General features: G+C 70.9%; 19 protein-coding genes and 1 pseudogene. 13 read left to right on the top strand and 7 right to left on the bottom strand.

The features are described from left to right. The first annotated feature begins 409 nt into the window (after nucleotides 1-409). Nucleotides 410-1,537 (top strand): PP2C family protein-serine/threonine phosphatase, encoded by a 1,128-nt coding sequence (locus tag EHS43_RS02160; protein WP_185806082.1) that lies wholly within the window; start codon nucleotides 410-412, stop codon nucleotides 1,535-1,537. Between the two features lie 30 nt (nucleotides 1,538-1,567). Here EHS43_RS02160 and EHS43_RS02165 read toward each other — a convergent pair whose 3' ends face one another. The 3 genes from EHS43_RS02165 to EHS43_RS02175 form a co-directional block, all read right to left on the bottom strand. Next, the gene (locus tag EHS43_RS02165) at nucleotides 1,568-3,187 is read right to left on the bottom strand and encodes an MFS transporter (RefSeq protein ID WP_125188835.1); all 1,620 of its coding nucleotides are present in this window, start codon (nucleotides 3,185-3,187) and stop codon (nucleotides 1,568-1,570) included. A gap of 326 nt (nucleotides 3,188-3,513) precedes the next feature. After that, on the bottom strand, nucleotides 3,514-3,984 hold the full coding sequence (locus EHS43_RS02170; protein WP_125188836.1) for a carboxymuconolactone decarboxylase family protein: 471 nt from the start codon (nucleotides 3,982-3,984) through the stop codon (nucleotides 3,514-3,516). Nucleotides 3,985-4,068: 84 nt separating this feature from the next. Continuing rightward, entirely contained in the window at nucleotides 4,069-4,812 is a 744-nt protein-coding gene (locus EHS43_RS02175) for an SDR family oxidoreductase (RefSeq protein ID WP_125188837.1), read from the bottom strand. Between the two features lie 517 nt (nucleotides 4,813-5,329). Here EHS43_RS02175 and EHS43_RS02180 point away from each other — a divergent pair. Then, nucleotides 5,330-8,110 carry a LuxR family transcriptional regulator gene (locus EHS43_RS02180; protein WP_125188838.1) on the top strand — a complete coding sequence of 927 codons (2,781 nt, stop codon included), beginning with the start codon at nucleotides 5,330-5,332 and terminating at the stop codon, nucleotides 8,108-8,110. A 298-nt stretch (nucleotides 8,111-8,408) separates the two neighbouring features. Then, nucleotides 8,409-9,767 (top strand): NAD(P)/FAD-dependent oxidoreductase, encoded by a 1,359-nt coding sequence (locus tag EHS43_RS02185; RefSeq protein WP_125188839.1) that lies wholly within the window; start codon nucleotides 8,409-8,411, stop codon nucleotides 9,765-9,767. Here the strand turns inward: EHS43_RS02185 and EHS43_RS02190 are convergent. The 3 genes from EHS43_RS02190 to EHS43_RS48725 form a co-directional block, all read right to left on the bottom strand. After that, complete coding sequence (locus EHS43_RS02190) at nucleotides 9,757-10,299, bottom strand: hypothetical protein (RefSeq protein WP_125188840.1); 543 nt, start codon at nucleotides 10,297-10,299, stop codon at nucleotides 9,757-9,759. The two genes, EHS43_RS02185 and EHS43_RS02190, sit on opposite strands and share 11 nt — an antisense overlap. A gap of 163 nt (nucleotides 10,300-10,462) precedes the next feature. Next, on the bottom strand, nucleotides 10,463-10,687 hold the full coding sequence (locus EHS43_RS02195; protein ID WP_125188841.1) for a hypothetical protein: 225 nt from the start codon (nucleotides 10,685-10,687) through the stop codon (nucleotides 10,463-10,465). A gap of 203 nt (nucleotides 10,688-10,890) precedes the next feature. Beyond that, nucleotides 10,891-11,055: a hypothetical protein gene (locus tag EHS43_RS48725; RefSeq protein ID WP_312023402.1), complete on the bottom strand. Its 165-nt coding sequence runs from the start codon at nucleotides 11,053-11,055 to the stop codon at nucleotides 10,891-10,893. 414 nt (nucleotides 11,056-11,469) lie between these two features. Between EHS43_RS48725 and EHS43_RS02205 the strand changes: the two are divergent. From EHS43_RS02205 to EHS43_RS02215, 3 genes and pseudogenes are all read left to right on the top strand, one after another. Next, nucleotides 11,470-11,901: pseudogene (locus tag EHS43_RS02205) on the top strand (NAD(P)-dependent oxidoreductase); the annotation flags it as partial. A 119-nt stretch (nucleotides 11,902-12,020) separates the two neighbouring features. Then, nucleotides 12,021-12,380: a hypothetical protein gene (locus EHS43_RS47345; RefSeq protein ID WP_260470347.1), complete on the top strand. Its 360-nt coding sequence runs from the start codon at nucleotides 12,021-12,023 to the stop codon at nucleotides 12,378-12,380. A 99-nt stretch (nucleotides 12,381-12,479) separates the two neighbouring features. Beyond that, complete coding sequence (locus tag EHS43_RS02215) at nucleotides 12,480-12,821, top strand: hypothetical protein (RefSeq protein WP_125188842.1); 342 nt, start codon at nucleotides 12,480-12,482, stop codon at nucleotides 12,819-12,821. 264 nt (nucleotides 12,822-13,085) lie between these two features. Here EHS43_RS02215 and EHS43_RS02220 read toward each other — a convergent pair whose 3' ends face one another. After that, nucleotides 13,086-13,694, bottom strand: coding sequence for a malonic semialdehyde reductase (locus EHS43_RS02220; RefSeq protein WP_125188843.1), 609 nt, complete (start codon nucleotides 13,692-13,694; stop codon nucleotides 13,086-13,088). A gap of 105 nt (nucleotides 13,695-13,799) precedes the next feature. Here EHS43_RS02220 and EHS43_RS02225 point away from each other — a divergent pair, with 105 nt between their 5' ends. The 7 genes from EHS43_RS02225 (at nucleotide 13,800) to EHS43_RS02255 (ending at nucleotide 21,560) form a co-directional block, all read left to right on the top strand. Further along, complete coding sequence (locus tag EHS43_RS02225; RefSeq protein WP_125188844.1) at nucleotides 13,800-14,222, top strand: helix-turn-helix domain-containing protein; 423 nt, start codon at nucleotides 13,800-13,802, stop codon at nucleotides 14,220-14,222. A 513-nt stretch (nucleotides 14,223-14,735) separates the two neighbouring features. Further along, complete coding sequence (locus EHS43_RS02230) at nucleotides 14,736-16,346, top strand: PP2C family protein-serine/threonine phosphatase (protein WP_260470348.1); 1,611 nt, start codon at nucleotides 14,736-14,738, stop codon at nucleotides 16,344-16,346. Next, nucleotides 16,343-17,428 carry a B12-binding domain-containing protein gene (locus EHS43_RS02235; RefSeq protein ID WP_125188845.1) on the top strand — a complete coding sequence of 362 codons (1,086 nt, stop codon included), beginning with the start codon at nucleotides 16,343-16,345 and terminating at the stop codon, nucleotides 17,426-17,428. The genes EHS43_RS02230 and EHS43_RS02235 overlap by 4 nt, the downstream gene beginning before the upstream one ends. Next, nucleotides 17,425-17,838, top strand: a complete 414-nt coding sequence (locus EHS43_RS02240; RefSeq protein ID WP_125188846.1) for an STAS domain-containing protein — start codon at nucleotides 17,425-17,427, stop codon at nucleotides 17,836-17,838. Before EHS43_RS02235 ends, EHS43_RS02240 begins: the two co-directional genes overlap by 4 nt. Nucleotides 17,839-17,854: 16 nt before the next feature. Further along, nucleotides 17,855-18,391 (top strand): lytic transglycosylase domain-containing protein, encoded by a 537-nt coding sequence (locus tag EHS43_RS02245; RefSeq protein WP_125188847.1) that lies wholly within the window; start codon nucleotides 17,855-17,857, stop codon nucleotides 18,389-18,391. Between the two features lie 541 nt (nucleotides 18,392-18,932). Continuing rightward, complete coding sequence (locus EHS43_RS02250) at nucleotides 18,933-20,207, top strand: PHB depolymerase family esterase (protein ID WP_125188848.1); 1,275 nt, start codon at nucleotides 18,933-18,935, stop codon at nucleotides 20,205-20,207. A gap of 405 nt (nucleotides 20,208-20,612) precedes the next feature. Beyond that, nucleotides 20,613-21,560 carry an endonuclease/exonuclease/phosphatase family protein gene (locus tag EHS43_RS02255; RefSeq protein ID WP_125188849.1) on the top strand — a complete coding sequence of 316 codons (948 nt, stop codon included), beginning with the start codon at nucleotides 20,613-20,615 and terminating at the stop codon, nucleotides 21,558-21,560. Nucleotides 21,561-22,369 lie beyond the last annotated feature (809 nt).

The raw sequence follows: 22,369 nt of genomic DNA on the forward strand, positions 1-22,369 counted from the left end.
GCCGGCGGCGACGGCGGCAGTAGCGGTCGGGCTCCGGGAGGAGTCCGCCCTTTCCTCATTGACTGGACAGCGCCCCGGTTCGTGACAGCCGATCGGCCCGATGCGGCTGCCCTCCTCAACTGCCGTGGCGTGGTGGGCGGATGGGAATGCCGGTGTCACAGGCAGGGGTGCGTTCCTGTCTCATGGGCGAACAGATCGGGCCAGGCAGGAGACAAAGGGTGTGCGTTCCGCGTGCCGTCCACACTCGTGCGTGGATCCGCCATCGCCGCTCGCCGAGTCCGGAGACGAAAGACCACACATGAGCATCCCCATTCCGCGGCCGGACGTTCCGGCCGTCGATCGTTGCGGAGGACCTCGGGCTCGCGAGAACCGTCCCCCTGGGGTTCTCTCCTTCTGCCCCGGCCTCCGAGTGGTTCTGCTGTCCGAGGACGAGCAGGACGCGGTGCTCGTCCGGCGACTGCTTCCGGACCGGCTGGCCGATGCCCTGGTCCGGCACACGAGTGTCGAGGAAGGCTGCCGTACGTCCGGTACCCACGGCCCGCTGTGCGTTCTGGTGGGCAGCGGGCCGGCGGGACGGACCTTGGCCGACGTCGTCACCCGGGTACGCCGCCACGCCCCTGACGCGGCCGTACTCGTTCTTGAGGGCACGCATGCGTCCCACGCCTTCCGCTCTGTCGCCGGCTCGGTGCAGGGCCGGGCCGATCACCGCCGCGGCGCTCGCGACGAGTTCTGCCGAAAGATCTGGGTCGCTCTGCAACGCGCCGCCGGTGGGCGCACCGTGGCGGGTGCGGAGATCGCCCGGGACAACGCTGTGCTGGAGCGGGGCCTGTTGCCCGACCTGACGCTGCGGGAAGACGGCTTGACCACCGCCTTCCACTACGCGCCGGGTCGCGCGCACACGTTGCTGGGCGGTGACTTCTGCGATGTGGTGCGCGGCGACGACGGCAGCGCCCACGTGGTCATGGGCGATGTGTCCGGGCACGGGGGCGCCGCGGCCGCGCTCGCTGTCCACCTGCGCCTGGCATGGCGCACGGCCGTGCTGTGCGGGCAGAGCCAGTCGGAACAACTCCAGCTGCTCGAACGCATCCTGACCGAGGAGCGTGCGGAGGAGGAGACCTACGCGACGGTCGTGTCCTTGGTCCTGTCGCCCCACCGCCGCAGCATGCGGACGGTCACCGCAGGCCATCCGGGCTTTCTGCACAGGCGCCGGGGGAAGGTCCGTTGGGTGGAGTCGCCGCCGGGTCTCCCGCTGGGACTCTTCCCGGGGCAGGGGGACTGGCGTGAGAGCGAGATGGCGATGCGGGACGGGGACGGCATCGTGCTGTTCACCGACGGCCTCTACGAAGGTCGTACGGCCGGCGGACGGCTCGGGGAGGAGGGCTTGGTGAGGCTGGCCGGTCGGCTCGCGCACCTGGAGGCGCAGTCGTTCGTCGACGCCCTGGTACGCGGCGTGTCGCTGCTGGCCGCTCCGTTCGGTGGGCTGCGGGACGACGTGGCGGTGCTTCATCTCTCCTGCGACGGAGAGGGTGTGGCTTGATGCTCTGCCGGCCCTTGGGGCCTGCCCGGCCTACGGACGAAGCCGGTTCCCGCCGGGGAAAGGGTGACCACCGGCCGGCAAACGCGCCGCCCCGGTCAAGGTATCCGGACGCTCGACCCGGTCGAGAGCCCGGTGATGCGCGAAGCGGGACACCAGCGGCGGCTCCATCAGCCAGCCGTGCGCCCGGCCGTGCCGTGCGTCAGGGGTGTCGGCGGTCCTGCGCAACAGAGTGAAGGCCAGCGCCGCACCGATGGTCAGCAGGCCCGCGCACAGGGGCATGGCCCGGTTGAACGCCGTGTCGAAGGAGTCGGGGGAGCGGTAGGCGTCCGGGCTCATGCCGACGAGCAGGGGCAGTGCGGCCACGGAGACCAGCCCGGCCGCGCGTGCTGCCGCGTTGTTGATTCCGCTGGCCAGGCCCGCGTCGGCGGCCTCGACCGAGGCCAGGAGTGTCACGCTCAGCGGAGCGACCAGGATGACCATGCCCGTGCCCATCACCAGCAGGGCCGGCAGAACGTCGGCGAAGTAGGAGGCGTGCGTGCCCACCCGCGCCGTCATCAGCATTCCCGCCCCGCACACCACGGGGCCGACGGTGAGCGGGATGCGCGGTCCCAGGCGCTGGGCGAGCGTCCCGGAGCGGGCGGAGAACAGCAGCATCAGCACCGTGCTGGGCAACATGGCGGCGCCCGCCGCCAGTGCCGAGTACCCGGCGACGATCTGCAGTTGCAGGGCGGTCAGGAAGAAGAACCCGCCCAGCCCGGCGTAGACGCACAGGGTGATCAGGTTGATGGCTGTGAACGGCCGCGACGAGAAGATCGACAGGGGCATCATCGGGTCGTTGCTGCGCCGCTCCACCAGCAGAAACGCGGCCCCGGCTACGACACTGCCCGCGGCCGCGACGAGGGCGACGGGCCCGCCGGTACGGGCCTCGGTGAGCGCGTAGGTGGCCAGAGCGAGCGTCAGTGCGCCCAGCGCCGCACCGGCGAGGTCGAAGCCCCGCCGGGACGGGGTGCGGGTACCGGCCGCGACGGCTGGTTGCTGAGGCCTGCCGACGGACTCCGGGACGTGGCGCATCGCCAGGGGCACGCACAGCAGCGCTGGGGGGATCGTCAGCAGGAAGGTCCAGCGCCAGCCGGGGCCGTCGACGAGCCATCCGCCGAGGAACGGCCCGAGTGCCGCCCCGATGCCGCCGAACCCGGACCACAGGCCGATCGCGCGCGGCCGGTCGTCCGGGTGGAAGGAGGCTTCGATGATCGCCAGTGAGCCGGGGGTGAGCAGCGCTCCGCCGACGCCCTGGAGCGCCCGGGCGGCGATGAGCGTGGTCGTGTCGTGAGCCAGTCCGCACAGCAGGGACGCCGCGGCGAACCAGATGACGCCCAGGACGAAGATCCGGCGTCGGCCGAAGCGGTCGCCCAGGGAGCCGCCGAGCAGGATGAGTCCCGCCAGGGTCAGCATGTAGGCGTTCACGGTCCACTGCAGGGCGGCGAGGTCGGCGTCGAAGTCGTCGCCGATGTGCGGCAGCGCGACGTTGGTGACGGTCGAGCCGAGCAGCACCACGCTGGAGCCGAGCACGGTGGCCAGAAGGGTCCATCGGCCACGGGCGCTGGCGATGCGCAGGAAGGCCGGGGCGCCCGGGGCGGGGGAGGAGTGCATGTCGTCTCCTTGGGACAGTGGGCCAGGAGGCGGCCGGTGCGTTCGTGCCGGGCAGCGGGTGCGGCGGGTCGGTCTTCTCGTGGACGCACGGGTGCGCTGGTGGGTGGGGGCGTCGCGTATGCCCGGTGAGGCGGTTCACGGGTGGCGCGTCGCGTATCGCCCGGAGTGCAGTGGTTCGCGGCCGGGCCTTCGCGTGGGACCCGGGGGTGCGGTTCGCGGCGTGGCGTCGTGTGGACGCGGGAGTGCCGCAGGGCCCGTCTCCCGCTCGGTGGGCCGGGGCGAGCGGGAGACGGGCGGTGCGCGTCCGGCGGGGCCGGAGCGGTGGGTCAGCCGAACATGCCCGGCTTGTAGCCGCCGGCGGGCTGCTGGTTGATGACGTTGATGCGGTTGTAGGCGTTGATGACCGCGATCAACGAGATCAGCGCGGCGAGCTGGTCCTCGTCGTAGTGCTTGGCGGCGCCGGCCCAGGCCTCGTCCGACACCCCGCCCGCCGCGTCGGCGATCCGGGTGCCCTGCTCGGTGATCTCCAGCGCCGCGCGCTCGGCGTCGCTGAAGACGGTGGCCTCGCGCCAGGCGGCGACCAGGTGCAGCCGCTGCTGGTCCTCACCCGCGGCGACGGCGTCCTTGGTGTGCATGTCGGTACAGAACCCGCAGCCGTTGATCTGGCTGGCCCGGATCTTCACCAGTTCCTGGGTGGTGACGGGCAGCGCCGAGTGCACCGCGGCCCCGGCCGAGTTGAGGTGCTTCATGACCTTGCCCGCGAGAGCGTTGCCGAAGAAGTTGATGCGAGCGTCCATGCAGGGATCCTCAGAGTCGAGAGATGGGAGGTGAACTGACGTGATGCTGTGCCGATTTCGGGGCCATGGGCTCCGTGCCGGCCGTTACTGCTCGGTGCTCCAGTCGGCGAAGTGCGTCTCGCCGAGCTGTGCGTCGGGGCCGGGCAGCAGGTCGGACTCCTTCAGGACGGCACCCCAGTAGAGGCCCTCCGGGTCCGTCACGACCGTGCGGGGGTCGTTGTGGGCCGCGAGGCCCTGGCGGATGAAGTCCTCCAGGCTGAAGGTGTCGGGGCCGGCGATCTCGACGATTCCGTTGACCGGAGTGCCGACCGCCGTGCGTCCGACCGCCACGGCCACGTCCCCTGAGTAGATGGGCTGGATCTTGATGGGGGCGACGGACACGGTGTCACCACTGGTCGCCGAATCCGCGAGGGTCTTGGCGAACTCGAAGAACTGCGTGGCGTGGACGATCGAGTACGGCAGTCCCGAGTCCCGGATCATGTCCTCCTGGACCTGCTTGGCCTGGAAGTAGCCGGACTGCTGGAGGCGGTCGGTGCCCACGACGGACAGCGCCAGGTGATGGGTGACACCGGCGGCGGCCTCCGCGGCGAGCAGGTTGGTGGTGGAGGCGCGGAAGAACTCCATCACCGCGTCGTCGTCGAAGGAAGGGGAGTTGGAGACGTCGACGACGACGGAGGCGCCCTTCAGGACGTCGGCCAGGCCTTCCCCGGTGACCGTGTTCACTCCGGTGTTCGGGGAGGCGGCCACCGCCTCATGGCCGTGTTCGTTGAGCTTGGAGACGACCTTGGACCCGATGAGTCCGGTTCCGCCGATCACTACGACCTTCATGGACTTTCCCTTCATTGATCTCGCACGGTGCCCGGTGGGTCTGCGGTGACCTCGTCCGGCTCCGGGGCGCGATGGCTCGTACCCCCTTGACCAGGCGGCCCCGGTATCTGTGACAGGGCGGCGAACAAAGATTTCGCGCCGCTGTCGAACGGCCTCCACACGGTGGGTCCGGCATCGCGGGACGCGTTGGCCAGGGTTCGGTGATTCCGGTCGGGGCGGGCCACAGGTGTGTGGCGGCGCCGCCGCCCCGGCCGGTGCGGCGGCGCGGGCCCGTTGGGTGACCACGACGAGCGCGACACCGGCCTCGGCGACCACAGCAGACAGAGAGGATCACTGGTGGGGATCGACCGGACAAGCCCTCGTTTTGTGACAACCTCAGCGTGCTTCGGGGCGTGGAAGTAGTCACACCGTCTGTCCGCGCGGCGGGGGAGGGGCCGCGGGTACCGTGACAAGGATTCTTCCGAACACCGCTGTGGGAGCTCTGTTCCCGCCGGATTCCGCCGAGGAGCCGAGTCGCATGATCGCCAGCCCGCTTCCCGCTCTGGTCGGCAGGCAGCGTGAGTGCACGGAGCTCGACAACCTGCTGGCCGGCCTCCGGGACGGCGGTTCCCGGGTCACGGTCGTCCGGGGCGAGGCGGGCATCGGCAAGTCGGTGCTGCTGGAGTACGTGGCCGCGCAGGCGTCGCGGGAGCAGGTGACCTGGGCGCGCGGTGTCGAGGCCGACATGGAGCTCCCTTACGCGAGCCTGCACCAGGTGTGCGCGCCCTTCCTGGACGGAGTCGAAGAACTGCCGCACCCCCAACGTGACGCCCTGCGCGTGGCGTTCGGGACGGCGGTCGGTGACCCGCCCGACCGTTTCCTGGTCGGCCTCGCCGTGCTGACCCTGCTCACCCGCGCCTCGGAGCCCCGGCCGGTGCTGGTGCTGGTCGACGACGCCCAGTGGCTGGACCAAGTGTCGTTGCAGACACTTGAGTTCGTGGCCCGCAGACTCCTCGCGGAGCCGGTCGCCATGGTGTTCGCGGTCCGCGACCCCGAGGGGCAGTCCGCGCTCGCGCGCCTGCCGGCGCTGCAACTCAGGGGACTCGACGCCCCTTCGGCCGGGGAACTCCTGGAGGGAGCTGTGGGCGGACGGCTGGAGGAGCGGGTCCGGGACCGGTTCGTGGCCGAGACGCACGGCAACCCGCTGGCACTGCTGGAGTTCTCCCGCGGCCGCAGCGCGGCCGAACTGGCCTACGGCGTCGACGCGTCGAGCGCCCCGGTGGTCCAAGGGCCGGTGGCCAGCCGCGTCGAGCGTGATTTCGCCGGGCGGCTCGGTGCGCTGCCGGCCGCGACCCGCACCCTGCTGCTGATCGCCGCGGCGGAACCGGTCGGCGACGTACGCCTGTTGACTCGCGCGGCCGCTTCCCTCGGCATCACTCCGGACACCGCACCGGCCAAGGCAGCCGGCCTGATCGAGTTCGGTGAACCCGTACGGTTCCGGCACCCGCTGGTCCGTTCGGCGGTCTACCACGGAGCCGAGCCGGAGGAACGGCGTGCGGTGCACCGGGCCCTGGCCGAGGCCACGGACCCCCTCCTGGACCCGGATCGGCGCGCCTGGCACGCCGCGCAGGCGGCCGACGGGCCGGACGAGGAGGTCGCCGCAGGTCTGGAGCAAGCCGCGGACCGCGCCCGGCAGCGCGGTGGCATCGCGGCCGAGGCGGTTCTGCTGGAACGCGCGGTGGAGGTGACGCCCGACCCCTGGCCGCGTGGGCGCCGGGCCCTTGCGGCGGCCGAGGCGCACTTCTCGGCCGCCGCGCCCGAACGAGCCACAGAACTGGCCGCGGTGGCAGACCTGTATCCCCTCAGCGTCCTGGACCGGGCCCGCCTGGCCCGTCTGCGGGCCAGAATCCTGTTCGCCCGCAGCCGCAGCGACGAGGCGGCACCGCTGCTCCTGAACGCGGCCGCTCAGTTCACCGCGGCCGAATCCCCTCTGGCACGGGAGACGTACCTGGAGGCGATCAGCGCGACCATCTTCGCCGGCCGCGTCCATGGACCGACCGGCGCCCGCGCCGCGGCGATCGCGGCCCGCGCGTCCGGGGCGCCCTCCTCGGGCTCCAAGGCCGCGGACGCTCTCCTGGACGGTGTGGCGGCCCTGCTCGCGGATGGCTCCGAGACGGCCGTCCCGGCCCTGCGCGAGGCACTCGACCTGCTCGAACACGAAGAACTCCGCACCCGGGAGGCGACCGTACGGTGGCTGCTGCTGGCACCGGTCGCGCTCGAGTCGTTCATCCACTGGGCCTGGGACCTGCACGCCTGGGACACACTCGCGACGCGCGCAGTGCGTCTGGCCCGCGACATCGGAGCACTCGGCAGCCTGCCGCCGGCTCTGATCTACGCGGGCGGGGTGCACATCCACTACGGCGACTTCGCCGAGGCCGACCGGATGATCGACGAGGCCGACGCGATCGCCACCGCGACCGGCCACGCCCCGCACAAGTACGCCACGCTCGTCCTGGCCGCGTGGCGGGGTGAGGCGGATGTCGCCGCCGGCATCATCGAAGAAGCCAGAGAGCGCGCCGCGCAGCGGGGCGAGGTATCCCTGCTCGGTGCCATGGGCTACATCCAAGGCGTACTCTTCAACGGACTGGCTCGCTACGAAGAGGCGCTCCAGGCCGCCCGCACCGGCATCGAGCACGACGGGTTCAACTTCACCGGTCTGTCGCTGGTCGAACATGTGGAGGCAGCGACACGTTGCGGTGAACTCGACCAGGCCCGCGCCTCGTTGGCCCGCCTCACCGAACTCACCCGCGCCGCCGACTCCGGATGGGCGCGGGGTGCGAGCGCACGCAGTGAGGCGCTGCTGGCCGACGGTGAGGCAGCCGACCGCCTGTACCGTACGGCGATCGAGGAATTCGGCCGCGGCGGGGTCGTCGTGGAGGTGGCACGCACCCACCTCCTGTACGGCGAGTGGCTGCGGCGCGCACAGCGCCGCGCGCAGGCCCGCGAGCACCTCCGCACGGCCCACGACATGTTCGAGGCGATGCCGGCGCGTGCGTTCGCCGAACGGGCCCGCCGTGAACTCATCGCCACCGGCGAGCAGGTGACGGCGCGGGAGGCCACACCGGCGAACGTTCTCACCCCGCAGGAGTCGCAGGTCGCAGCCCTCGCCGCCGACGGTATGACGAACGCGCGGATCGGCGCGGAGCTGTTCATCAGCCCTCATACCGTGGAATGGCACCTGCGGAAGGTCTACGTGAAGCTCGGCATCAGCTCCCGACGAGCCCTGCCGGACGTCCTCGACAGCGCACGGGCACGGTGAGCCGGAGCCGACAGAGATCACGATCCCACAGCGACCACGCATCACCTGTGAGCGCACGGCCCTCTGCAACGCCCGTCAGGCGACGTCACCTGCCCGCGCGTCCTCGACCTCGGCTGCGGCGCCGGCCAGTGGTCCACGAGAACGTGCACCCTCCGGCACGCACGGCCCTGGTCCACGAAACCGACATGCGGGTGAAGAGGCCGCGCACGCAGCCTTGGCACACGATCCCGGCCACCGTGTCACACCGAGCGCCGACGATCGGTCAAGAGGGGTAGGACCGAGAGGAATAGAGGACACCGTGCGTGAGATCTTGATCGTGGGGGGCGGGTACGCGGGCTTCTACACCGCGTGGGGCCTGGAGAAGAGGCTGCGGCCGGGCGAGGCGCGCGTCACCGTCGTCGACCCCCGCCCGTACATGACGTACCAGCCCTTCCTGCCCGAGGTGGTGGCCGGTTCGGTGGAGGCCCGGCACGCGGCGGTCTCGCTCCGCCGTCACCTCCACTCCACGCGTCTGGTGGCGGGCTCGGTGACGGAGATCCGCCACAGCGCGCGCACGGTCACGGTCCGCCCGGAGTCCGGGCCGTCCCTCGACCTGCACTACGACGTGCTGGTGGTCACGGCGGGGGCGGTCACCCGGACCTTCCCGATCCCGGGGCTGAGCGATCAGGCGTACGGACTCAAGCACGTCGAGGAGGCGGTGGCGATCCGCGACCGCCTCCTCACCTCGTTCGACCGCGCGGCGGGTCTGTCGCGCGGGCCCGAACGCACCAAACTGCTGACCGTCACCGTCGTCGGTGGCGGATTCTCCGGAGTGGAGGGTTTTGGTGAACTGCTGGCCCTGGCGACCGCGTTGCTCAAGCAGTATCCGGAGATCCGCACGGACGAACCGGCCTTCCACCTGGTCGAGGCACGGGACCGCATCCTGCCCGAGGTCACGGACCGGCCGGGCTCCTGGGTAGTGCGTTCACTGAAGAAGCGGGGGGCGCGGGTGCACCTGAACACCCAGCTGGTCTCCGCCGAGGACGGCCGGGTGCGGCTGTCGGACGGCACCGAGTACGACACCGGCCTGCTGGTGTGGACGGCCGGCAACGCCGCCAACCCGATCGTGCACAACCACAGCGACCTGCCCGTCGACGAGCGGGGCCTGCTCACCGTACGGGCGGATCTGCGGGTCACCAGGGACACCGAGGTGGTACCCGACGTCTGGGCGGCGGGGGATGACGCCTCGGTGCCCGATCTCGCGGCCGGGAGGCCGGGCGCGCACACCGTGCCCAACGCCCAGCACGCCGTCCGTCAGGGCAAGCTGCTGGCGAAGAACATCCTGGCGTCGCTGCGCGGCCGTCCGACCAGGGACTACGTGCACCGCAGTCTCGGTGTGGTGGCCACACTCGGGCTCGGCCGCGGCATCTTCCAGTACCGGGGTCTGGTCATCAAGGGGTTCCCGGCCTGGCTGATGCACCGTGGCTACCACGTTCTGGCCATACCGAGCTGGGAACGCAAGTCGCGTGTGTTCGCCGTGTGGGTCACGGCCCTTCTCTACGGCCGCGACATCGTGTCGCTGGCGTCGGTGCAGCATCCGAGGGAGGCATTCGTCTCCCGCGGCGAACTGCGCCGAGGAGAGGAACCCGCACAGCCCGGAGGCCGGCTCACGGCGTGACGGCGCGGTACAGCCCGCGGCCGGCCCGCTGGACGCGCGAGGCGCCGACGAGACGGTCGAGCGTGCTGCGGACGGCGTTGATGCTGCCGCTGTCGGTGTCGCGCCCCAGCGCCGACGCGACGTCGCGGGCGCGGACCTCGGTGTCCCCGGCCTGCGCGAAGTACGCCAGGATCTGCTCGGTGAGCTTGCCGTACGTAGTGCCGCCGTCGGCCGCCTCGTCGCTCCTGCCTGGCGTGGCCGGAGGCTCTGCGGCGGCGTCGGTGATTGCCGCGGCGCGCGTGGCCTTCGGCTTCGCTGGTGACGGGACGCTCACGGGGGCGGGGGCCCGCAGGGACGGGGCGGCCGCCGGGCCGGTGCCGGGCATGAGCGCCTGAAGGGCGTCGAGCGCCCGCTGCACCGAACCGAGATGGGCGGTGACCGCGGCCAGTTCCCTCTCCAGAGCCTGCTTCTGGATCTCCAGCCGGGCCAGGTCCTCCTGGAGACTTTCGGCGGTGCTCTTGATGGCGCGAGCCGTCTGGGTCATGGAGCCCATGGTTCCTCTCGTCCTCAACCCCGTGTCCTGGCGGGACCGCTCGATGTCCCGGCCCGCCCACCGGCGCGGCACCGGGGGATGCTGGCGCACATCATATGCAGCGGTACCGTCGGCCGAGAACAAAGTGGGCGGTCCCACGCAGAACACACCGTTGATCGGGCCGTCAGAGAGGGCGGGCCGGGGACGGAGTGAGCCCCGTGGCCCTCCGGTCGGGGGTGCCTGCTGCGGGCAGCCGTCCGATCTGCTCGGACACCGCGCGGATCCGGGCGTCCACCTCGGCGATCGCCTCCTGGAGCATTCCGAGCCGTGCCTCCAGGACGGCGGCCTCCGCGGCGAGCAAGGCGGTGACGTCGGCTGGGTCGTTACGGCGGTCGGCGTCTCGCGTCATCCTCGTGTCCCGCCTCGGCCCGCGCCGGAAGTCCGGCGGACGGGCTTCGGGGGACCGGCGTTCGCCCGTGCGTGACTGATGAATGTCCCTGCCATGCTTCTCCTTGGTCGCCGCGGGGCCCGGGCACGGACCGCCACGAGCCGTCGACACCGCATTGACCGGGTGGGGGAGGAAGCTGTGACAGCCACCGCACGGCCGCCACGTCACGGCAGTTCGCAGCCCGGGGACGGCGCGTCCTGGGAGAAGGGGGAGCCGTGCGGCAGGACGTGGAGGACCTCCAGGATGAGGTCGGTGGCTCCCTGGCTCTCGCCGATGCGTGCGTGGTCCGCACTCGACGGCTCCCTCAGGGAGCTGCCTTCTTCATACACGCCGTCGTAGGCGCAGGAAGCGTCGAAGTGGCTCAGCGTGCCCTGCTGGACGAAGGCGTACAGGGAGCCGTCGTGGTAATGCCACCCGGTCGTCCGGCCGGGCGGGATGGTGATCTCGCGGAGGACGTAGTCGGTGTCGCCGACAGTCCGCTGGGCCAGGACCGGCCGCTGACGCCGGGGTCGCCGGGGCGGCCTGGGTGGTTGTCGAGGCGAGCGAGAGCTACGTGAAACAGGCTCCGACGGCAGCGGTGCGTGCTGAAGTACGCATGATGTTCCCTTCGGTACGTGAGGGCGAAGGTCGGCCATGTTGGAGCCGCACCCCGGCACGGCCTGCGCGCCGGGGGCGGCCGACCGGCGCCGTGGGGGCGGCAGGGAGGATGTGCGCGCTGTGCGGCGGGCGTGCGCCGACGGAGACAAGAGCCGGTGCACTCCCTGTCGCTGCTGCCCCGGCTCGTCGCGGATGTCGACGTGATCGTGCTGTGCACTCCGCTCACCGCGGCGGCGCGCGGGATCTTCGACGCCGCACTTCTGTCCCGCGTCAAGGACAGCGTCCTGCTCGTCAACGTGTCCTGAGGCGCGTTCGTTGACACCGACGCCCTGCTGAAAAAGGTGCACGGCGGCCTGCTGAAGGAGGTGCACGGCGGCCGGCTGCGGGCTGCCCTGGACGTGACCGACCCCGAACCGCTCCCGCCGGGCCATCCGCTCCGGACCGCGCCCGGTGTCCTGGTCACCCCGCACGTCGGCGCTTTCACCCCCGGCCTGTGGCCCCGTCTCGAGGCGCTCGTGCGACGGCATTTGGCCCGGTTAGCTGCGGACGGGGAATGGGAGAACGTCGTCACGCTCTGACACCGGGCCGCCGTGTTCCGCACTCGATGGCCGTCGGCGTGTCACACGTACCCTCGCCGCCCGGTCTGCGGTGGGGGAGTGCCTCCGGACTCCACCGCCCGTAAAGGACCGCGCCATGAGTGACATCGTTCTCGAACCCGCCGGGCAGGACTGCGCCGACCCCACCGCGAAGCCGCCGCTGCTGGGAGCCGGGCACCCGCAAGCACCTGGACGACGTCCAGTCCGGACCTACAGCCGCCCCCCGGCGGCCGGTGGCCGACGTTGCGCTGCTCGCGAGCACCTCGGCCCCCGCCTGGCGGGACACCCCGTCCTGGGGCTGGTGGAGACCGAGGACTCTCACGTCCCGGCCCCAGGTGCAGATTTTCGTGGTCGGCGCGAAGGCCACGTCCGTGACCGCCGACGCCTTCCAGGCGGTCGCCGTCTCCCACCGGGGCGACGGCGACCGCCTGATCGATGAGGCGGTACGGGCCACTGGCTGAACTGCCTTGCTGTTGAGGCGAGGTGTCCGCGGCACCACGCCGTCCTTGCGGACCCGGCTCCGCCACGGACGTAGGGCCGCCTACTTCGGGAGCGCATTCATGAGCACGGACGAGCAGGCCGCTCGCGGGCTGGCCGAACTGGAGTCCTACTTGTGCCAGGAGGCCCATCTCGGCGCCGCCCGGCTGCGCGTGGCCGCCTTCCTGGCCCAGTCGGCAGGGCTGAGCCACCGGCAGAAGAGGGACATCGAGGAGTGGTACCTCGACGAGCAGAAGTACGTCGCGGCGACGGTGACCCAGCACATCGCCGACAGCATCGCCCGGGCCGACTCGGCCAGGCACCGCAGCTTCCTCCGATGGATGCGGTGGCTGCTCACCGGTGTGACCGCTCTGGCCCTGCTGACCTTCGTGGGCACTGTACTTCTCGTCAGCGCTCACCCCTGATCCTCTCCGCGGCCCCGTTGAGAGCGGGGAAGAACGGCATTTCCGAGCGGCCGCGGCCACCCGTGACTCCGGAGCGTGGGCGCCGCCCTGGAACCGTCCTACGCGCCCGGGCGCTTCGCCCACCCCAGCTCGGCACGGCGGACCTGCACGCCCAGACCCCGATCGACTCCGCCCGTGCGCCTGCTGAGCCTGCTCCCCGGCCCCGCCGGCCCTGACACAGTCGGCGGCTGTGCCCGGTCGTTGGTGGGGAAGGAGCTCGTCGGCTCAGGCCCAGGCGACGGCATCCTCGTGCGCGAGGCGCGGCATGCGGTCGAACGCCGGAGGGCCCGCAGGGTGGCCAATGTTGACGACGAGCACGGAGTGCCAGGAATTGCCGGGGAAGAACTCCTTGTCGATCCCCGCCGCGTCGAAGCCCGCCATGGGCCCGGCCGCGAGGCCGCAGGCACGGACGGCGAGGATGAAGTAACCCGCCTGGAGGGGGCCGTTGAAGGACGTGATGCCGTCCCGCTGGGCGGGATCGGCAGCGAAGTGCTCCCGCAGCTCGGGCTTGATCGGCAGGATGTGCGGGATGTGCTCGTGGAAGCGGTCGTCCACGGCCAGGACCGCGACGACGGGGGCGGAGGCCGACTTGGGCCGGTTCCCCTCGTCGAGGTGTGGCAGCAGGCGTTCCTTGCCCTCCGGCGTGCGGACGTACAGGACGCGCAGGGGCTGCAGGTTCGCGGCGGTCGGGGCCCAGCGGGCCAGTTCCCAGATGCCGGTCAGCGTCGCGTCGTCGACCGGTGTGCCGGCGAAGGAGTACGCGGTGCGCGCGTCGGTGAAGAGGGCGGCCCGGGCGTCGGAACCGACCCGGGAAAGAGGGACCGAGGTGATCACGTCGAACTCTCCTAGCTTGTAAACACAAAGCTGCTTGGTCTATCGATGTCACTTCGAAAAACAGAGTGACAAAGCTGAGCGTAGCACCCTGGCTATCCTGGAAACATGACGGAAGCAGCGGACCCCCGATCGTCCCGCGCGGGCGACGCCCTCACCGGGCAGCACCATCCGGCAGCCTGCGACGGTGCCCTGACGAGGGCGTTCGGCTTCCTCGGCAAGCGGTGGAACGGCGTCATTCTGGCCACGCTGCAGCACGGGCCCCTGGGCTACGCCGAGTTGCGGCGCGCGGTGGAAGGCATCAGCGACTCCGTCCTGTCGGAGCGCCTGTCCGAGCTGTCCGGCGCGGGACTCACCGTGCGCGAGGTCGAGCCCGGACCGCCGGTCATGGTCCGCTACCGGCTCACCCAGGACGGGACAGCCCTCATGCCCATCCTCGGCGAGCTGGCCGGTTGGGCGTCCCGTCACCTGCCCGAAGCGCCGGCCGTCCCCCAGCGCCGCGCCAGGACGCGCCCTTCCCGGCTCACGTGAGCTGTCGCGGCGACCAGGCATCAGCCGACGTGGCCCGCATCCGGTCGGCGGAAGGGCGCCCCGCCGCACCCCGGCTGCCGGGGTGCGCACCAGAGCGACCTCCAGGCTACGAAGTCATCGGCGAGACCGTCCGGCGGGCGCAGCGGTCCGTTCCCGGGTGGGCCTCCCCGGCTTTGCGGCAGGCAGCCTACGAAGGTCACGGGCACCGGCCACCGTTCTCGTGCACCATCCGGACCCGGACTCCGTCGCCCTGGACGAGGAATTCGCACCGCACCCGCGTAGACCGACCCAGCACCGCGAACGCCGTGACCCGGCGAAACCGTACTGGTGTGAGGCTTACGTGTCCGTCCCGGGGGCAGGTTGCGACCGCAGGGGCCAATAGGGGACTGTTGCCGTACGGCAGTATTTGTCAATTGCAGGAAGGTGGTGGGGTGCGCACGACGCGTGCCTCCGCTTGTGTCTTTCTACCGTGGTACGTCCGCCCGTCCGTCCGAGCCCGGCCTCCGGAGCGGCGTGACCAGGGCCGAGGCCCCCTACCCCGTGCTCGTCACCGACCGCGAGGGCGGTCTCGTGTACCTGAACGAGGCGGCTCGGCTGCTCCTGCCCGACGTCGCCACCGGCGACCCGCTCGACCGGAAGGCGCCGTCCTGGCTCACCCCGCCCCTGCCGGGTGCCGGTGACGAGGCGCCCGGCGCCGCGCGGCCCATGACCGGTTCCGTCGACGGGCGGTTCTTCGAGGCACACCACACCGTCGACGACGACGGCCACCTGGTGTGGTGGCTGATCGACTGCACGGACCGGCACCTGGCCGAGACCGCGCTGCGGGACGCGCGGACCCGCTCCGAGGTGCTCTCCGAGGTCTCCAGTGCCCTGCTGTCGACACTGAACGTGCCGCGCTGCATGGAAGTGGCCGCCTCCATGGCCGCCGAGCACCTCGCCGAGGCCGCCGTCCTCATCGCCCCGCCCCAGGGGCGGCGCCATCCGCTGACGTACGCGCATCGCGGCGGGGCGGTCACCCAGGAGCAGCGCAAGGTGGACGTCTCGGGCGTGCCGGGGCTCGGTGAGGCCCTCCAGGGCTTCCCGCCGGTGCCGGCCCGCTGGATCGATCCGAACAGCATTCCCGCGTGGGTGATCCCGGACGGCTTCGCCGGTCCCGTCGGCTCCGTCATCGTCACCCCGCTGCCCGGGCACGGCGTGCCGGCCGGCGCGCTGATCCTGCTGCGCTCCAGCACCGAGCGCGCCTTCACCGAGGGCGAGGAGGTGTTCGCGCGCCTGTTCGCGGCGCGGGCCGGTGCGGCCCTGTCGGCGGCCCGGCTCTACACCGAGCAGACGGCCATCACCGCCACCCTGATGCGCGATCTGCTGCCGCCCGCGCTCCAACACGTCCACGGCGTCGAGTACGCCGGGAGCTACCGGGCCTCCAAGGACCACGAGCAGGTCGGCGGGGACTTCTACGACGTCCACCCCGGAGCCGATCCCTCGCAGGAGACCCTCGTCGTTCTGGGCGACGTCGCGGGCAAGGGACTCGACGCGGCGGTCCTCACGGGCAAGATCCGCAATACGCTCCAGGCGCTGCTGCCCCTGGCCGAGGACCACGAACGGATCCTGAACCTCCTCAACGGAGCCCTGCTCTCCTCGCACCACACCCGATTCGCCACCCTCGTGCTCGCCTCCGTGCGCCGCCGGGCCGGGCGGACGGAACTGCGCCTGACCAGTGCCGGACATCCGCCACCGCTGATCGTCCGCACCGACGGCACGGTGGAGGAGGTGCCCACCAAGGGGACGCTGGTCGGCGCGTTGCCCGCGGTGCGCGCGCAGACGGTGGAGACGGTCCTCGCCCCCGGAGAGACCTGTCTGCTCTACACCGACGGCGTCATCGAGGCCCGCGGCGGCCCTCTGGGCGACGACTTCTTCGGTGAGCGCCGGCTCGAGCGGGCGCTGTCGGACTGCGCGGGCATGCCGGCCGAGGCCGTTGTCGAGCGGGTGCAGATGCTGGCCACCCAGTGGCTGGGCGGCGGGCGCCACGACGACATGGCCGTGGTGGCCGTCAGCGCGCCCAGGCCCGGCTCGCTGACCGCCGTCAACGGACACCCGCACCGTATCGACGGCAGGAGGGGCAGGTGAACGCGTCCGCCGCGGTGGCGGAGCAGCTGTGGCAGGCCGTCACCGCCGGCGACGAACGCACCGCCGCCCTGACCGTCCGCCAGGCCCTGCAGGACGGCATGGACGAGGAGACTCTGCTGCTGGAGGTGGTCGCGCCGGTCCAGACAAGGGTCGGGACCGAATGGGCCGCCGATCGCATCACCGTCGCCCAGGAGCACGCGGCCACCGCCATCAACGAGCGCGTGGTCGCCTACATGGCCCACCTGCGACACCAGGACGGCGAGACACACCGTACGGCTGTCCGCGGCCGGGTCACCGTGAGCTGCGTCGACGGCGAGTGGCACGCCTTTCCCGCCCGCATCGTCGCCGAGGTCCTCTCACTCAGAGGCTGGCGGGTCGACTTCCTCGGCGCCCAGACGCCCACCCTGCACCTGGTCGCCCACCTGCACCGCAGCAACCCCGAGGCCGTTCTGCTGTCCGGGTCGCTGCCCGTGCGCCTGCCGACCGCGCACGCCGCCATCACGGCCTGCCAGGCCGTCGGCGTGCCCGTCCTGGCGGGCGGACGGGCCTTCGGACCCGACGGCCGCTACGCCCGCAGCCTGCGCGCCGACCGCTGGGCGGCCGACGCGCGTGGCGCCGTGGCCGTGCTGGAGGACGGAATGACCCGCCCCGACACCTCGGCGAGCCGACATGCGGTCGACGATCTGCCGCACCTGACCGACCAGGAGTACACCATGGTCGTCCAGTCCCGTCCCCAGCTCGTCAAACAGGCCCTGATCGACCTGGAGTCCCGCTTCCCCGCCGTGCGCGGGTACAGCGACGACCAGCGCGAGCGGACGGTCGAGGACCTGGCCCACGTCGTCGACTTCCTGGCAGCCGCCCTCTACGTCGACGACGCCGACCTGTTCACCGACTTCCTCACCTGGACGGCCCACATCCTGCAGGTCCGCAACGTACCCACGGACTCCCTGACCGCCGGCCTGGATGTCCTCGGCGGACGGCTGTACGACTTCCCCCGCGCCTCCCGGCTGATCAGCCGGGGCGTCACTGCCCTGGCCGCGAGATCCGTTCCGCCCGTACCCGGTTCCGGGGTCGCCGTATGAGCGACCTTTCACCCGCGGAGTTCGCCGTCACCGTCGTCCGGGAGAACAGCACCCTGATCGCGCGGGTGGGTGGAGAGCTCGACTACGACACGAGCGACGACCTGGTCACCGCCGTTACCGAGAACCTGAACGGCGACGACGGTCCCCCGGAGGCCGTGCGTCTCGACTTCAGCGACCTGACGTGGATCGACTCCTCGGGGCTGTCCGCCCTGCTGATGATCCACCGGCGGGCCCGCGCGCTCGGGGCCGACTTCTACCTGGACAACCGCCCGGAGGTACTTGAGCGGATGCTCGAGATGACCAACGTGCTGGACCACCTCCTCGGCCGCGACCACTCCGACGCCCCGGGCGGGCAGGTTCTTCCCGGGCCGGGCGGATTGGCCCCAGGCGGGATTGCGGCGGGAACCTGAGGGCACATGCGGACGCATGGACACTGACAGCGTCCGGGTGCCGCCGCTGCGGCCCGGTGGCTACGACCCCGCCGCCTACGTCGGCGCGGTGGTGCGCGCTGCCGAGGAGGCCGGCGTCTCCCCTCGACTGGTGATGGGCATCCTCCACAACGAGGCGTACAAGCCCCACCATCCGCTGCTGGAGCGGCTGTGGCAGTGGTGGAAGCCGGGAGCGTCCTTCGGGGTGGCCAACATGCACCGGGCCGCCTTCGAGCAGGTACGCCGGGCACACGGCCTGTCCGGGCGCTGGCAGGATCTGCGGGACGACCCCGCCTTCGCCATCCGCGCGGCGGCGCTGCACCTTAAGGACCTCGACGGCATGCTCCCGGCGCGCCACGTGCGCCGGTACACCCGCGACGAACTCCTCGCCCTGGGCTACAACGCGGGCGAGCGCAACATGCGCGCCTTCGCCCGCGGCGTACCCCCAGGACCCATGGCGTGGTCCTACCTGCGCCGCTTCCGCGCGTGCCGGCGTCGTGCCGCCGAAGCCCTGGCAGGCTCGCCTGCGGAGTGACGGGGACCGGGGCGCCTCATCCGTGATGAGCCGTCAGGGAGAGGGCGGTCCACGCCTGGACTCTCCCGCGACGGGGTGAGCACCACACAACCGGCGCGGACACGCGGGCTGCTGCTGCCGCCGCTGCCACTGCCGGTGTGCGCCGCGGTGGAGGAGCGCACAATGCGCTCCGCACAGGCGTCGCTGTGCGTGGACGGATACATGCTGTGCGGACGCTGCGTCGGAGCGAGTGTTGGATGGGGCCTTCGCCAGGTTGCTGTTCTGGGGCCCACACCCTGACCGCCGACACAGCGTGCCGCTGTCCGGTCAGCCGAAAGCCCGACACCGATGCACGGCCGCCCGCCGCGTCCTGCCCGCCTGACCCTGCGACAGTTGTGCCCGCGTCAGCCGCGTCTGACTCTTGACTATTGCCATCAAGAGAGGTCTGGTCGTGTGAGCCTCGGCAGACGAGGGCGACCGTTTGCGTTCCTCGGTGGCGCGCCGCCGAGTTCGCCGCGAACTGGTCGTGGTGAAGCCTCCGAACCCCCGACAAGGAGTCCGCATGGCACCGCGTATCAGCCGTCGCACCATACTGACCGCCGGAGCGAGCGCTGCCGCCCTGACCCTGCCCGGCGTCGCGGCGTACGCAGACGAGCGTGCGACCACCAGCGTGACATTCACCTTGAACGCCCGGGTGCTCGACGGCGGAGAACAGGTCACGTCGATCACTCTCAGGACCTCCCGGCTCGGCCCGATCGACCCGGCCGGCCTGACCACCGACACCTTCAGCGTGCACGCCAAGGCCGTCAGCCCCTTTCCCGTCGCCCCGGACGACATCATCTTCGGCGAGTACGACCTCGACCGTACGGTGACCGCGGTCCGGCTCGACCACCGTGGCGACATCGTGCTCGAACTGAGCCACGGCGAGGGACAATCCGGGGGCGGCACGCTCGGCTACCTCGCGGGCGAGGGCCGCAACGTGATGCTCGACCTCGTCTACACCCTCACCCAGCACGCCCCGATCGCCTTACGCAACGGCCGGACGGTCACCATCCACACCTTTGTGCAGGACCCGCGACTGTCGGACCCCGAGGTGGATGCCTTCAGCTATCGCGTCTCCGGGTCGGGGATGAAGTACCGCCTGTACTCGCCGGCCGCCTCCCACGCACCACGGCACCAGAAGCGTCCGCTGATCGTCTGGCTGCACGGCGGAGGTGAGGGCGCCTCACTGCCCAACCACTACTACGACAACGAGACCACGCTACGAGCCAACCGAGGCGCCCTGGGCTTCGCCACCCCCCAGGCACAGCGCATCTTCGACGGGGCCTACGTCGTCGCCCCGCAGAGCACCTCGTACTGGATGGAGGACGGCCCGCGCTTCGCCCCCCTCATCCACGAGATCATCGACGAAGTGGCGCGCAGGAACCGCATCGACCGTGACCGCATCTACGTCGCCGGCTGCAGCAACGGCGGCTACATGAGCATGAAGATGACCACCGTCTATCCCACTCTGTTCGCCGCGTCGGTTCCGATCTGCGGAGTCGTTGCACCGTTCCCGCCCGGCGGAGCAGCCCTGATCCCCGACAGCGAACTGGCCCGGATCAGCACGCCCACCTGGCTCGTCACCTCCCGCGACGACACCACCGTGGACCCGCAGGCCAACACCGTGCACGCGCATGACGTGATCCCCGGTTCACTGATGACGCTCTACGACCACGTCGTCTGGAACGGCCACCAGTTCAACGGCCACTGGTCGTGGATCTACGTCGCTCGCAATGACCCCAGCGTCAGCGGAACTCACATCTGGCAGTGGATGGCGGCCCAGCACCATCACTGACAAGCGGTGGGCGGTGCCCCTATCCCTTTGGTTGAGCGGATCGGGGCATTGTTCACCAGGTGACCGGGCAACCGGCCCGTTCGCAGCGGGGGATCGAGAACGGGATGCACTTCTTCCGTGACACCACGTTCACCGAGGACGCCGCCAAGTTCCGCACCGGTCCCGGCGCAGACGACATAGCCGTCTTCCACAGCTTCGCGTTCAATCAACTGCGAGTGGCGGGTCACACAAAAGCCTGCGTTTGCCAGCCGTCGTGCCCGGCGGGAGACTGGACGTAGCGGTGCGGGCGTGCTGTCACCAGCGAATGCCGACTCTGTCAGAGCATCTTTCGCCCCTGCCTCGCACGCACCCATGCCCGTTGCTGTGCAGCGGCCTTACTCCAGTCCCGTCTTCTCGGGAGCACCCATGACAACGCTGCGACTGGCCACGTTCAACGTCGAGAACCTGTTTGCCCGCTGGCGGTTCAGAGCCGACGTCGATCCCGCAACTGCCAATACGCGGGGGTGGATTGTCGACCAGACCCGTTTCGAGGAACTGGGCGTGGACGACAAGGCGATCACGGGGGCGGCGGTTCGGGAGCTGCGGGCCGACGTGCTCTGCCTGCAAGAGGTGGAGAACGTCGACACGCTCAAGCATTTCCGGGCTCAGGCCCTCGGGGGGCGTTCCGAATACCCTTATGTCGCCGGGGTTGACGGCAACGACCCTCGGCTGATTGACGTCGCCGTGCTGTCGAAGCTGCCGATCACGCGTATTCGTTCGTACCAGCACCTCATGGACCCGGCGAGCCCGACGGCATCGCTGTTCTCCCGTGACTGCCTTGAGGTCGACATAGATGTCGAGGCGCACCCGGGGCAGACAACATCGGTCACGCTGTTCGTCAACCACTTCAAATCGATGATCGGTGGACGTGCGCAGACACGCGGGAAGCGGGAACGCCAGGCAAAGAAGGTGATGGACATAGTCACCGACCGCTTCGGCCACGAGGCTCCGGGAGACCATCCGTTCGTGGTTCTGGGCGACTTGAACGACTATCTGGAACCGGACGGCGACGGGAGTTCGGGCATCGATCAACTCGTCACCTGGGCCCAGATCGAGAACGTCGTGGCCCGCCTCCCCGAGGAGGACCAGTGGACGCACTACTGGGACGACGCGGACGAATACCGGCAACTGGACTACCTCCTGCCGTCGGTGTCGCTCGCCCGAGCGGTACCGCAGGCGCTTCCGGAGATCTTCCGTAAGGGGACCCCGCTGCGTGCCACCCGGTACAAGGGCCCTCGCTTCCCGGGGGTGGGGCAGGACAAGCCCAAGGCATCCGACCACTGCCCCGTCATCTTCAACCTCGAGGTCTCCTGAGCAGCCGCCGGGTCGACTAGAGAGGTTGTGCCGACAGCAGCCTGCGCCCGCTCAGGGCTGTTGCGGCTCCGTGGAGGTGAGCATTCTGCAGAGCTCGTGACACGATCCTGTTCGCGGGCGGTCTAGGCATGCTGCCCCCCGCGTGAAGGTTGGGGTGGCGTTCGCCCCCTACGGGCGGAGCGCGCGGCCTCCGGGGTCGACGACCGGACCATACGGCTGTGGGACGTGGCGCGGCACCGGCTGGTGACGACGTTCAAGAACGAGCGGGAGAGCGTGTTCTCGGTGGCGTTCGCACCGGACGCCGCACGCTCGCGTCGGCGGGCTCCGACGGCCGGGTCCGGTCGTGAGACATCCCCTCGCACCGCCCTGGTCACCCTCCCCGGCACACTGCGCAAGCGCGCCACCCGTGATCTCCTGCGCCGGATGCGCATTCCCACAACCACTTCTGCCACGCCCTGCACCCGCGCTCACCGGACACTCTCTGCCCCGCCGGCCCGACACTCGCTGAGGGCTGACTCCAAGGCTCACCGGTCACAGCGCACGGTGGGGAAGGGGGCCCCTCACTCGGGGCCTGCGTTTGAGGGCAGCAGGTGAGGCAAGGCCTGTTTCGGAGTGCAGCTCAGGCTGAGCGACCGGTCGAGAGCTTGACGTACAGCACCACGCCGTGCGGCGGAGCCGGCATGGGGGAGGGGTGGCAGGGCATTTCCAGGTCAAATGGGTGGGCTGACCGCGCTTTCGGTGCCGCCCGTCGACGTCACGATTCTCCTAGAGGTCGTTCTCTATCTTTGTTTTAACCCGGTATGCGTATG

The organism is Streptomyces sp. RP5T (assembly GCF_003933965.1).
GTDB lineage: Bacteria > Actinomycetota > Actinomycetes > Streptomycetales > Streptomycetaceae > Streptomyces.